At 34.7% G+C, this 13,611-nt stretch carries 11 protein-coding genes; 5 read left to right on the forward strand and 6 right to left on the reverse strand.

Features of this window, described 5'->3' with window-relative positions:
• Positions 1–29 precede the first annotated feature (29 nt).
• The gene (locus CACET_RS05090) at positions 30–1,751 is read left to right on the forward strand and encodes a [Fe-Fe] hydrogenase large subunit C-terminal domain-containing protein (protein WP_044823334.1); all 1,722 of its coding nucleotides are present in this window, start codon (positions 30–32) and stop codon (positions 1,749–1,751) included.
• A complete protein-coding gene (locus tag CACET_RS05095; protein ID WP_044823333.1) occupies positions 1,752–2,927 on the forward strand; it encodes a SpoIIE family protein phosphatase in 1,176 nt (391 codons plus the stop codon). It begins immediately after the preceding gene.
• Between the two features lie 87 nt (positions 2,928–3,014).
• Here CACET_RS05095 and CACET_RS05100 read toward each other — a convergent pair whose 3' ends face one another.
• From CACET_RS05100 to CACET_RS05110, 3 genes are read right to left on the reverse strand one after another with little or no spacing between them, the layout of a single operon-like run.
• Entirely contained in the window at positions 3,015–3,329 is a 315-nt protein-coding gene (locus CACET_RS05100) for a DUF8180 domain-containing protein (protein ID WP_044823332.1), read from the reverse strand.
• A gap of 19 nt (positions 3,330–3,348) precedes the next feature.
• Positions 3,349–3,765 (reverse strand): DUF3842 family protein, encoded by a 417-nt coding sequence (locus CACET_RS05105; RefSeq protein ID WP_044823331.1) that lies wholly within the window; start codon positions 3,763–3,765, stop codon positions 3,349–3,351.
• 27 nt (positions 3,766–3,792) lie between these two features.
• On the reverse strand, positions 3,793–3,981 hold the full coding sequence (locus tag CACET_RS05110; RefSeq protein WP_044823330.1) for a CooT family nickel-binding protein: 189 nt from the start codon (positions 3,979–3,981) through the stop codon (positions 3,793–3,795).
• A gap of 180 nt (positions 3,982–4,161) precedes the next feature.
• Here CACET_RS05110 and CACET_RS05115 point away from each other — a divergent pair, with 180 nt between their 5' ends.
• From CACET_RS05115 to lipA, 3 genes are all read left to right on the forward strand, one after another.
• Complete coding sequence (locus tag CACET_RS05115; protein ID WP_044823329.1) at positions 4,162–4,695, forward strand: (Fe-S)-binding protein; 534 nt, start codon at positions 4,162–4,164, stop codon at positions 4,693–4,695.
• A gap of 70 nt (positions 4,696–4,765) precedes the next feature.
• Positions 4,766–5,449 (forward strand): lipoyl(octanoyl) transferase LipB, encoded by a 684-nt coding sequence (gene lipB / locus CACET_RS05120; RefSeq protein WP_044823328.1) that lies wholly within the window; start codon positions 4,766–4,768, stop codon positions 5,447–5,449.
• Positions 5,439–6,311: a lipoyl synthase gene (gene lipA / locus CACET_RS05125; RefSeq protein WP_044823327.1), complete on the forward strand. Its 873-nt coding sequence runs from the start codon at positions 5,439–5,441 to the stop codon at positions 6,309–6,311. Before lipB ends, lipA begins: the two co-directional genes overlap by 11 nt.
• On the opposite strand, the gene CACET_RS05130 is transcribed toward lipA, so the two are convergent.
• From CACET_RS05130 to CACET_RS05140, 3 genes are read right to left on the reverse strand one after another with little or no spacing between them, the layout of a single operon-like run.
• Positions 6,312–7,361, reverse strand: a complete 1,050-nt coding sequence (locus CACET_RS05130; RefSeq protein WP_044823326.1) for a flavodoxin family protein — start codon at positions 7,359–7,361, stop codon at positions 6,312–6,314.
• Positions 7,358–8,599: a lactate/malate family dehydrogenase gene (locus tag CACET_RS05135; protein ID WP_044823325.1), complete on the reverse strand. Its 1,242-nt coding sequence runs from the start codon at positions 8,597–8,599 to the stop codon at positions 7,358–7,360. The genes CACET_RS05130 and CACET_RS05135 overlap by 4 nt, the downstream gene beginning before the upstream one ends.
• 4 nt (positions 8,600–8,603) lie before the next feature.
• Positions 8,604–13,508 (reverse strand): cytidyltransferase, encoded by a 4,905-nt coding sequence (locus CACET_RS05140; protein ID WP_044823324.1) that lies wholly within the window; start codon positions 13,506–13,508, stop codon positions 8,604–8,606.
• Positions 13,509–13,611 lie beyond the last annotated feature (103 nt).

Genomic DNA, 13,611 nt, shown 5'->3' on the forward strand with positions numbered 1-13,611 from the left:
ACTTGTAATGCCTAAAGGGAGGAAGAATAGTGAATAATAGTTATGATTTAACCTTATCAGAGCATGGTTGTAAAGATTGTTATAAATGTGTTAGAAATTGTCCTGTAAAGGCCATCTATTTAAAAGAAAATACAACAGAAATTTCTCCATCTCGTTGCATTGCCTGTGGAAAATGTTTTACTGTATGTCCTAGAAACAATAAAGCTATGGCAAATAGCTCTATTCGAGTAAAAGCACTTATGAATAGTAATAGAACTTTAGTAGCAAGTATTGATCCTACCTTTGTAGCTTATTTTGGGAAAAACTACAAAAAACTAATCACTGCTTTAAGAAAACTTGGATTTCAATACATCGAAGAAACTTCTGTGGCTTCAGATATACTTTTTAATAAATATAAAGAAGTTTGGACAACGGACCAACAAAAGTATTATATTACTTCTAATTGCTCTGCTGTCAACTTAATGGTTCAAAAATATTATCCAGAACTAATAAATTATATGTTGCCGATACTTCCACCCATGATGATTCATGCTAATTTACTTAAAGAAAAATATGGTTCCAAGTCAAAAGTAGTATTCTTTGGACCTTGTATAGCTGCTAGAATCGAAGCAAATGATGAGTCTTTACAAGAAATTCAAAAGTTAGATGCAGTCATGAGTTTTAAAGAGTTAAGAGAGTGGATCATCTCAGAAGGCATTACTTTAAAACGTTTAGAGGATGGGTGTTTTGATCAGGAAGGTTCAAAAGAAGGTAAGATTTATGCTGCTCTAGGACTACCTATAGTGGAAGAAGAATTATACGGGGGTAAAGATTTTATTAAAGTTCATGGGGCACAAAACAGTAGAGAAGTTTTAGACAGCATTAAACAAGAAGAATTAGATCCTGCTATCATAGAAATCAATTTTTGTTTAAATGGATGTATCGGAGGACCGAATTTTCATAATGCTGAGGAAAATCTTTTTTCAAGAACAAAGCAAGTAAAACAATATGCAAGAAACACAGCAGGTACGCCCTCTAAAGAAGCAGTTGAATTTTCTGATGGGTGTCGTAGAAACTTCTTTGATAAGAGAGTGTGGAATGAGCTACCTAATAACTTGGAAATAAGAAAAATTTTAAAGGAAATGGGAAAGTTTAAAAAAGAAGATGAGTTAGATTGTGGTACATGTGGATATGAAACTTGTCGAGAAAAGGCCATAGCCATTTATAATGGCATGGATAAGACAGATATGTGCTTGCCTTATATGAGAAAAAAATGTGAAACATTATCTAACTTAATATTTGAACATTCACCAAACTTTCTGTTTTTAGTCAATAGAAGTTTAGAAATTTTAAGCATCAATCCAGCGGCCATAAGACATTTAAACATTGAAAAAACACATGATAATAAATTGCACTTAACTACGGTACTGGACTGTTTAGACTATCTAGAAGTTTTTGAAACAAAACAAAATATTTCTGGGCAGAAGGTTTATCTAGAAATGCAAAATTTAACTGTAATGCAAAATTTGATTTATATTGAAGAACAGGATGCCATCTTAGCTGTTCTTAATAACATAACTACAGAGGAAGAAAGAGTAAAACAATTAATGGAAGTACGACAGAAAACTGGTGAAATGGTACAAAAGGTTATCAAAAAACAGATGACGATTGCGCAGGAAATTTGTAGCGTTTTAGGAGAAACAACCGCTGAAACAAAGGTCATCTTAAAGAAATTTTTAGATTTAACTGTAGAAAAGTCAGGTGATGAATAGATGAGGGGTCATATAGAAGTAGGTTTCGATTTATTGAATAAGCATAATGAGGAACTATGCGGTGATCAGATAGAGATTGTTAGAACAGAGGATGCCACGATCTGTGTCTTATCGGACGGCCTAAGGAGCGGTGTTAAAGCCAATATATTAGCAACCCTAACAGCCAAAATCGCCTCTACTATGTTAAAGTACGGTTCTGATTTATCAGAGGTTATCGACACAGTTACCAGTACCTTACCCATCTGCAAGGTGAGAGATATAGCTTACTCTACCTTTTCTATTCTATATATCAAAAACAATGGAGAGGCCTATATTGCTATATTTGATAATCCGCTACCTTTTTATTATTCAAAGGAAAAAAATAAGGTGACAAAAATGGAAGGAAGTACCAAAGTTATTAACGATAAGAAAATTACAGAAATTCAATGCAAATTAAAGGAAGGCGACTGTATCACTGTTGTTTCCGACGGTGTAATCCATGCAGGTGCAGGGGAAGTATTAAATTATGGTTGGGAATGGGAGCATGTGGCACAATATTTAGAGTCTTTATGTGGTAGTAAAAATGCTTTAATGATTTCTAAATCCTTGCTTACTATCTGTAGTGACTTATATGAAGAAAAGCCTGGAGATGACGCAAGTGTACTGACTATCAAGGTAAATAGACCTAAAACCATTAATATATTTACAGGCCCTCCTATACTAAAGGAGAAGGATGCTGTCTTAGTAGAAAAGTTCATGGAAAGCCCAGGTAAAAAAATCATCTGTGGAGGAACTGCTTCTAATATTGTAGCTAGAGAGTTAAAAAGGCAGGCAAAGATGGATATAAAGACACTTACAAAAAAAGTACCACCGATTTCTTATATGGAAGGAATTGATTTAATCACAGAAGGGGTTTTGACAATGGATGAAACCTTAAATATTTTAAAAAATGTATTAATGCAAACTATATCCATAGAAGTAATGAAGGAATTACAAGAAAAAAATGGTGCCGCTATGTTAGCCAATAGACTGGTAAATCAATCTACACATGTAAACTTTTTTTTAGGTCATTCCTTAAACTTAGCCCATACAGAAAGTGGTAATTCTTCAAAACTAGGAAAAAAGTTTAGAATTACTGGTGAAATGATCAATACTTTAAGAAGGCTTGGTAAAACAGTAAATGTATATTATTTTTAGTTATCCTTTCTATAACTAAAAAACTTATTTTATGAAAAATAGCCATCCCATGCTCAATATAAATAAAAAAACATATGTAGGGAACCCCTACATATGTTTTTTAGCCTCTATTAACATTTCATTAGCTTTTTCCATGAACTCTACTGCTTTTTGAATATTATCTGCAGCAGCAGCTTTATCCATGTTCTTTGCCTTCTCCACCCACTCTAAAAAACTATCTTGATGGGTTCTGTTATGATTAATCCAATGCACTAACAATACTCTTAAGGTTTTTTCATCCTGACTCAGATGACTGTCATCTGAACAGCAGCCATGATGATGATCGTGGTCGTGATCATGAGAATGTTCGTGAGAATGATGATGATGATGTTCATGTGAATGGTTATTATCGTTGCAACACATAGTATAACCTCCTGTAATTTTATTTAATGTTAAACTCTTTTTTCAAAAGTTTAATAGCATCCTTAATCAATAGCATTAAAGGTTTATTCTCTAAACCAACTAATTCAAAGTTTTCTGGTACAACTGGAAGCAATATCTTAAAGGCTTCAGCATCAGCAATAGCTGTGGCTATTTGATCAGTAACCTCTCCCATCATAGAATTCGGAATAACGATGGAAAGAGGTCCAATAATAACACTGGCTTTTTTTGTAGATACCACAATAGCATTTTCTCCAGTGGCACCTTTATTAGCATGATTTTTTAGCATAACAGAAGTTGCTGTAGAGTTTGTCCCTAATCCATAAATCTCAAAGTGGGAAGGAAGCTCCTGCCTTAAGTGACTGACAATCTGACCTCCAATTCCTCCTCCCATACCATCTATGACTGCAATAATCATCCTTTGGCCCCCCGAAGTTTAAATATTTTATTTTTCTGCAATGATAATTTTATGTTCGATGAGCCTGATTTCCTTTACAATGCCTTCTACTATTTTTTGCTCTCCTAAAAGATCTGCTAAAAAAACTTTGCCATTTTCAGGCTTCATGTAAACGACATTTTCCATAATTTTTTGTTCGCCTTTATCAGTAATTAAATATGCTGCTGATTCACACATTTTACAATCCTCCATTTCTTTTGAAAACTTGTGAAGTACTATGTATCCTTGTTAAAATCATATCATAATTAGCAAAGTAGCGTCAATGGAAGTTTTCAACTAAACATGTTAAAATATTGACAAAACATTAAAAAAAAGATAAGTTATTATTAAACACGTCAAACTTTGGGGGGAAGAACAATGTATCTAGATGATATTATTATCACTTACATACAATCCTGTGTTGCAGATAGTTCTAAAGTAAGATTTAAAGCAAAATTCAGTAGAGATATTGGAGATATCTTACCCTATGTCAATGGAGCTTTAAAGGATGTCATCTACAACAAAAACATACCTAGCTTGACCTTAAGAAAAGAGTTTAGAATCATTACTCTATATAAAGATCAACTAGCAGTATCAAAGGCCATCAATGAGACGGATGCCTATGATATTATCGATGAGCTTAAAGAACTCATCAATAATGTGCATGAATCAAGGGATAAAATTGAACCCTTAGATGAAATGCGTTCAAAACCTACAGCAATTGAAATTTATAGCTACTTACCAAAACAAAATTGCAGACGCTGTGGAGAGGTTACCTGTATAGCTTTTGCATCTAAACTGCTTAGTGGCCAACAAAATGTAAAAAGATGCTTACCTTTATATGAAGCTGACTATAAAGAAAAATTAGAGGTTATTGAGGATTTTATCCAAATGATGGGGTATTCATCCTAAAAATTATAAAATAAAAACGATTTCTTTATTGATTTATGACTAAACTGTATATATAAGGGAGAGGGACGAGGTGAAAAAGGTTTTAACGGTAAACTTAGGGCGAATGAAATATGGTGAAGCTTATGAGTTACAGAAGGAGTTACTAGACTATGTCCTTAACAATGAGGAACTAATAGGTATTTTTTTGCTGGTAGAACATCCTCCTGTATTTACTATTGGTAAAAGCGGTACCTATAAGGATTTTTTGTATTCTGTTGAGGAAATTAAGGAAAAAGGCATAGAAGTTTACGAAAGTGATCGGGGAGGAAAAATTACCTATCATGGTTTAGGACAAGTAGTAGGGTATCCAATATTGGATCTAAAGGAATTTAAGAAAGATTTACATTGGTACGTACACCAAATCGAAGAAACCATTATTGGTTCTTTAAAAGCCTTTGGGATAACTGCTGGCAGAAAAGACAAGTACATCGGTGTATGGGTGGAAAATGAAAAAATTTGTGCCATCGGCATTCGGATGAAAAAATGGGTTGCCATGCACGGTTTTGCTTTAAACTATAATACAAATCTAGAAGACTTTCATCTCATCAACCCCTGTGGAATTACGGAATTTAGTGTGACATCTATCAATGAAATAAATCCAAATGTAGAATATAATCAGGTTACTGAGGAGGTTAAAAAGAGTTTTCAGAAGATTTTTAATGTAGAATTGGTGGAAACAACAATAAATGAAGTGAGGGATTGTTATGGTAAATAAAAAACCTGAGTGGCTTATCAGAAGGCTTCCAGAGAAGGAAAGTTTGAATAAGATGGAGGAAATGCTGGTATCTTTATCTTTAAACACTGTCTGTCAAGAAGCTAAATGTCCCAACATAGGCGAATGCTTTAAAAATAAAACCGCAACCTTTATGATTTTAGGAGATATATGTACAAGACAATGCAAATTTTGTGCAGTTACAAAGGGTGAACCTACTCATCCAGACCCAGCGGAGCCAAAAAACGTTGCTAAAGCTGTAAAAAAGTTGGGTCTAAAACATACTGTAATTACTTCTGTGACAAGGGATGATTTAGAAGATGGAGGGGCAGAGCACTTTGTACATACTATAAAAGCAGTAAGGAAATATAATCCTAAAACTAGTATCGAGGTATTGGTTCCAGATTTTGATGGCAAAGAAAACTCTATCCAAAAGGTCATTGATGCTAAACCAGAAATTATTAACCATAATTTAGAAACCGTTGCTGCTCTATATAGTGTAGTAAGACCTCAAGCTCAGTATTTGCGATCTTTAGAGCTTTTACAGCGAGTAAAAACAAAGGATTCCTCTATTCTTACAAAAACGGGGATTATGTTGGGGCTTGGGGAAAAAGAGGAAGAGGTTATGGGACTTGTAGAGGATTTAGTCAAGATTCAATGCGATATTCTCACCTTTGGTCAGTATTTACGCCCTACGAAGGAACACCTTCCTGTACAGGAGTATGTTACACCAGAGAAGTTCCAGCATTATAAAGAAGAAGCTGAAAAAAGAGGAATAAAGTTTGTAGAAAGCGGTCCTTTTGTAAGAAGCTCTTATAATGCTGCAAAGGGCTTTGACACGTTGCAAAACCAAGAAAACCTATGATTAATCATAGGTTTTTATATTGGTGAGAATGTGTTCTGCAAACTTCTTTGCCTTATTTTCAATATCTGCAACCTCCAATATCCTTCCAGGATCATTTGCAGTCTCCATCATAGAGAAGTAGGGAGGCAGTCTAAAACCTTTGTTGATGGTGAGAGCATCAATAAGCTGTTCTGCTACAACATCACCACCAGAATTTCCTGATACAATGATAGAAAAAATAGTCTTATTATAGAAACTTATTTTTCTATAGAGAGCTGTAAGTCTATTAATCACTGCCATAAGATTTGCTGAAATAGAGTCATTGTAATTGGGACATATCCATAAAATTGCATCAGAGTTTTCAATAGCAGGCAGAATCTCTTTGATCATGATTCCCCCATAAAAGCAACTGCTTCGCAGGCCAAAGTGCCTACAGGTGTTATAAGTACACCCAATACAGTCTAGGACAGTCCCATTTTCTACATGTAGTTCTTCGATCTCACAGTGGTGCAAATGCTTCTTTACCATGTGCCATAACATTAAAGTGTTGGAGGTGCTTTTGGAGCTGGCATGCAGTGCTAAGATTTTAGGTTTTTTCACCATGGAGAAGTTTTGATTTAGCAACCTTTGACCTAAAATGGAGGATAGGTCTAAGGATATATCTTTTAAGGACTTTCTAAAAGTTTTTTGCCATGTGCGAAAATTACTTAAGGTAGCAGTAGCCTCCACCAATGGATGACCTATAAAAGTACAGCCTAATTGATTGGCTTTAAAAACAATAGATTTTGCCACATTTTTGGTATGGAGTTCACTAGCACTATGGATCAATAAGACAGCTGAAGCACCCGATAAAGCTTCATAGCCTTGAGCATAAAGGGAAGATAGTATTTCATATATAGGTATATTAATGCCTGATTGATCTAGTTCAATAGCAAAGATGATTTTTTTATCTCTTAAGTCAGGAAGATTGATATGATTCCTAATTGAAGTTACCTGATGGTTTTTCGTAGCAGCCTCTACCATATCGCACAATTGTTTAGAAACTTCCCCTGGCATGATTAAGTAAGTCATATAACATTCCTCAGGTGCTCATAAGTGCTTTGCAGCCTATTTAATAATAAATCAGGCATTAATAATCTTTCGATTTCTACCCCAGAGGGGTTTAAGCGATTCTTTGCCCCCATATAAACACCCCCCATATAGGTAGCACTATAATGCCAATCTCCTTGAAGGGTTGCCAAAATAGACAGACTGCCAGAGGATAGGGCAGGAGCGATGTAAGGTTTAAAGCCTATGTTTCTTATTTCTAGATTAGCAGTTTTGGCCTTATGAGTTAAATAAAGAGAAAGGCTTTCGTTATAGTCTGTAATACTATCGGCGATAATAAGTCCTTCTCCATGGGGTCCAAAGGCTCTCCCTTCTTTTAAAAAGTGGAGGGTTTTAGGGTTTGTTTTTGCAAAATAAAGGGCACGGGCATACATAACCCCAAGGCCATAGCCTCTAATTTGTTCGGGAGCAAGACCTTGGAAGTCAAAATTCCCTACCTCATTAGTATTACTGGCATCAAAAGCTATTTTACAAAGAAGATCTACCGGATCAGAAACAACCGCGAAGAGTCCCTTAAAACCAGTATTACGAGCTTTTTTAGCATAGGTTTTTATTATCTTTGCGTTTTCTTCAAGCTGAGTCATACGCACATCCTTTGCTTCCTTCCCGATAGAGGGAACGCCTTTAGCGATACAGAATACAAACATATCACAGTCAAAAATTTCATCTTCATTAAGAGGGGATACCTCTGGAAAATCAGCATTTCCTGGGGAATATACCTGGTTTGCCTCATAGCACCAACGTTGCACTTTATCCAATGCTCTGTCATAGATACCAATGCTGTCAATACATCCCCCTCCCAATAGGCGAAGACCAGTAAGGAGCGTTCCTCCTACATCACCTAATCCTGCAATATGTACCCTCCACTTTTGGGGAGGCTGATGAAAAAGTACTGTCTGCCAGTTAGGGAAGGCGGTATTTACCCCCATAACCTTTCTTTCCTGTACTTTCTTATATAACCAGCTGGGAAAACTCTTTTCCTGCCCTTGGTGAAGTTGCAGCAGGTGAACCCCTTCTTCTTTTAAATGAAATAAAGAAGGATCAGAAATACAAAAGGACTTTCTAGAAACAGATGGGTCCATGGAATATAGATAATAAATTATGCTATCACTCTGTTGTAGTTGTTTTTCATCTACTGCTTTAAATGTTGTGCACTCATGAAATGACAATAACAATTTATTTGAGTAGCTATAATAATACAACGTATCATCTCCCCCTATAAGATGTAGTGAAGCTATATTCCAGACGTTTTAACAACTCTAAATCTTTTTCAAGATGTGTAGAAGGATTTATATTAAAGTCATAGTACATATTTTTTCCCAAATCAGGAGAACGAGGATATAAAAACACCTCCCCCAATAGAGACAAAGTTAACTTTCTCTCGTTTATTTTTTGATAAGTTATCTCCAGCACCTTTAATATATCAAGAGCATTTTTTATACATATGAGAGAGAAGTTATAAAGATCAGTATCATTGGCTTCCTTAATAAAAGTAAGTGAGGTATAAGGAAGAATCAAGTTAATGGAGGGAAGAATATTCTTTTTAGGATAGACGCCTCTCCATAGGGTATCTCCGCCTATAAAGGGATACAATAATGCCTCATTAAACCATAAGCGAAGTTTAGGAATGAAGTAGGGACTATCCGCACTTCTATTTTGAATTTCCATTAACTCTTTACCTCTACCTGACAACATCCCTACAATAATCTTCTTAACTTGAATGTTCTCCTTTTTTAATATTGGATCTAATACCCTCATGCGGTAGCCTTTGTTCAGAAGGTCATCTACGAGGATTACTGGTCTGTTGAAGGAATGAATCATTCTAGCTTGTTTTACTAAATCTAGATAGTAGGGGAAGGGTCCTACTGTAAATTCTCTTATATCAGGATTAAACATTTTTTCAGTATGGAGAGTTTTTGTCACAGTATTTGGTACGATGGCTCTATTTAGTATGTTGCCAAAAGGAACACACATAGAAGGTCCTAGCTTCCTGGGCTGCAGAGGTACCGGAGGTACTTCATTCTCACGACAGATTTTTTTCACAAGGGCTTCCTCCACTAAGTCCCTATCCAAAGAAAGCAGTAAATGACCTGGATAAAGATTTACAAGGGCCCGTTGCAATCTTTTGCGAGTAGCTGCAACAATGGATTTCACATGTTCATTACTTCTAAAGGGCTCTTTAATAAGGGTTTGAATATCGAGGCTCAATGTACAAGGATTTATCATATTTACAGTTAAGACAGGTGGACTTCCTTGAGGACAGGGAAGCTCCTGAAATCCACTGAGCTTTAAAACCTCCAACAATTCAGGAGAAGTAGGATTTTCTATCTTATTGGCAAAAATGCCATAGCCATAGTCATTTTTTAGACAATATGCCATTGTTTCGGATAGAATGATTTCATATAGATCATCCTGCTTTGCATCCTGTCGAACAAAAATTCCATCTATCAGTATAATCCTTCCAGTATAGCCCTCACGAATACACTGAGAAATACGACTATCTTTAAACTCTTGATAGATTAAATCAGAGGGAATCCAATGAAATAGGGAATAGGCTAAAATCTTACCATTTTCTTTCACATCACGAATTAAAACAATGTGGGAATTAGGCTGCTGACCTATTTTTTCAATACTACTAAAAGCCCGTTGATAATTTTTATGGAAACCAGAGGCAAGAGTATTGATTAACTCATAATTAAAATTATGTCTAACATCGATATCAATAGAGACGGTTTGTATTAATGACTTGTATTGAGGTTCCCTTCTATATAGATTGTTGCTATATATATATTTTTGAGAAAGAGGGTCAATTAAGTTAGAGATATCTCTATTTTCATCAATATAATTTCTAATTTGTGTAGAACTAATATCTTCATACTGTGGTGGCAGATTTAACTTAATCACTGGTTGCTGTATGTTTTCTAAAGACTTTTCTAGGTCAAGAACTTTTTCATCACCAAGATCCTCACTTCGCCTCTCGAAAATGATATGAGGAAAAGTAGTAATATTACCTTCAACCGTAGGATTTTTATAAGCGGAAGCATTTAAAATCACATCGCTCCCTACAACCATATATACATCAGAAGGATAAAAGCTGGTTTTTAAACGATGTAAATCCTCAGGGTTTGCAAGGTTAACAGGAAAATCTTCCGGATAAATATACATATTCATTTCGTCTGCAATGGACATATGAATAATATTTTTTCTGATCATGCTAGGTTGAGTGCGTTTTGACCATGAAAACTCATCCACGGCAAGATAAACCTCAAACCCTAAATCTCTTATAGCTTTTGCAATTTCTTTGTGTCCTAAAGTAAAGGGGTCAAAGGAGCCAGGAAAAAAGGCGACCTTATTGCTGGTTTTTATTTCGATGTCCTTATATAAAAATCTATAATCCGCGATAAAACGATAAATATGATTTAAACCTGCTGAATTAGTAAGAAATAACAACTCACTTTCTTCTGCATCTGTTAGCAGTGTTAGGATTTTTTTTGCCACCAGCTGAAATATATAATATTTTTCCTCTAAAGTTAAAGTGTCCGTACCAAAAACATCTTTACCAATAACACTAAAAGAAACTTGTTTAATCTGAAGATTATGATGAACCAAGCCATTTAGTAAAATTCCTAATAGCTTTGATAAACGTTGTTCATAGATTTCTTGATTCTCCTTAAATGTTTCCTTATACTTTGGATAGTTAGTAATAAAAACCCCAATGGTTTTTAGTAGTAAAGAGTTAATCTGTGTATCAGCATGCTTGATCTTTTCAATAACATCCTCAATAATTTCATCTAGTTCTACAGGTTTGAGATAAATGATAATTTGCCCTAGAAAACTAGGTATGTATTTTGTAAACTGAGCACCTTCGATTTCAAGGGTGCGAAGTAATTCCACAGCAATATCGTTCCTTTGTTCCATAGGAAGGTGGTGGAATACCTTCACCAGTGCTTCTCCTGCTTCACATCTTACAGTTTCTACAGCACTTACCTTCAATAAATTACAAAAGTGCATGGCGATATAGAATTTATCGATGATGGCATCTTTAAGCGTATACTCCATAAGTAGTTCTACATGAAACTTTTTAATAATCCAACTGGTTTCAGTTTTTAAATTATCTAAAAACATATCAGAAATTTTACTAATATCCTGATAATGAAAGCTAAGGATGTTTTCTATAATAGCATCATCTAAGGATAAAGCCTTTGCCATTTTATAATGCAAGAAATTTTCCGCTGGAAGAGCAGTATATTGTACTTCACATAAAAATTTCTCTATTTTCCTATAAGCCTCTGATTCTTTGGAAACATATTGAAGCAAGTGGCTTAAAGTATCTAAGGCAGAAATTCGGATATTCTTGTAATCGCTTTGCAAGGTTTGCATTATATAATTTACTACAGTATCTAAGGCAGGTGTATGGGGGTCTAAAGGAATATATTTTAGTACTTCCATTAAAACAATCTTTACTTCTTCTTCATACTGTTCTAAATCATCATAGTATTTTAGCAGTACGCTTCGATATTCTTCTATCTGTTGTTGTGAAGATTTATTAAATAAAGAAGCTGCTAAAATGCCTATGTTATACCTTACCCATCTGCGGTGTAGAGGAATAACCTTATGATTAGGATATAGTAGAAGCTTTATATATTGATCTAAAATTTCACTACTGGTTATCTCAGGTTTTACCAGGGATAATCCTTCAGGAATTTCTTTGCGATAATTCTCATCAAAGATCGTAATCATAGCACCTATAATAGAGGCACATTGTTTACGGATATCCTCCTCAGGATGTGTCAACTTCTCATATAAAAATTTCATAGCAATAATTTTTTGTTTTTGAGTTAAATAGGTAGAATATTCTTGAAAGATGTCTAAATACTCCCTGATTACTTTGGCATCTTGTTCGGCTCTAGCAACTTCTATAATCTCATTTAAGGAGGTTTCATCCCGTAGTTTATACATTAAGTTGATATTATGACGGATGGCAATATACTTTAAATGATTTGAAATCTTTTTACCCTGCATAATAGGATAGTGTTTTTTCTCTTCGCTTAAGTCATCTTGTATCACTACAAGAGGATCAACATTGATACCCATATCCATCAATGCATCTTCAAAATCCTTCAACTTCATATAAACCCGATGATATCTTTTTTCTTTAGCTTCGTCCACTTGGTCTAGTTTATTTAGTATGGTTTCAAAAGCGTCCTTCAGACTAATCATTTGCATTTCCTGAAGACCATTTTCAGCAGTCATGTTTTTTATTCTGAAATCACTGTAAATTAAAAGGAGAGACTCGATGGATAAATTCTCTAATTCTAAGTCCCACACAGAATGATTTAATGCAATATGCCCGATATAGGGTATGTTATGATTTTTAAACCATTGGTCTGTATAATAATAGTGAAGATAGGCCACTCGCTTAGACTCAGAGCTTCTACATCCGAATTTACCTATATCGTGCCCTGCTGCTGCACCTGAAACCCTGCCTAAATCTAAAGGAACCTCCTTATTAAGCAATTGTTTAGCAATAAATACAGAAAGATAATGAACCCCGCATATATGGGCTAACGTATTGTGACCAACAACTTCATAATTTAACTTCATCATTTCATAAATGTATTCATCATGGAAAGCGTGAAGAAATGCATGATACTCATGAAGATTCATTAAAGGGTCTTCTTCTGCTTTAGTCAGTAGGTTTAAAGGAAACTTACTTTCAAAAGTACCGTGATCAAACAATTTTTCATATTGTGAAATTACCCTTAATGCTTTAAGATATAAATAACAGCCTTCATTTAGTTTTGTGTTTAATGTGATTTCTACAGAGTCGGGAAATGAAAGGCTAAGGGAGAATTGATAAATGTAATGAAGAGGATGAGACGGTGAGTTGTCTCCCCATAAAGCTTGAAGCATATCTTTACATAATTCAAATACTGCAGCACAGGTATAGTTATTTTCTACTAACATTGCTTCAAGATTATGAATAAAATTAGGATTTTCAAGATGTTTTTTTATTAATTCCTTTTTTATTGGGTGTTCTTCTAAAAAGTCTTTGTCTAGTAGTATTGTGCATAATTCACTATATACCTTTTGACTTTGCAGTGTATTCATAGACCTCCCCCTCACGATAGGATATTTATTAATAATTATATCCCATTCTTCTAGGGAATAAAGATAAATTTAAATTTTTTATGAAAAAAGCAGTAACATGTTG

It is taken from the genome of Clostridium aceticum (assembly GCF_001042715.1).
Lineage (GTDB): Bacteria > Bacillota > Clostridia > Peptostreptococcales > Natronincolaceae > Andreesenella > Andreesenella acetica.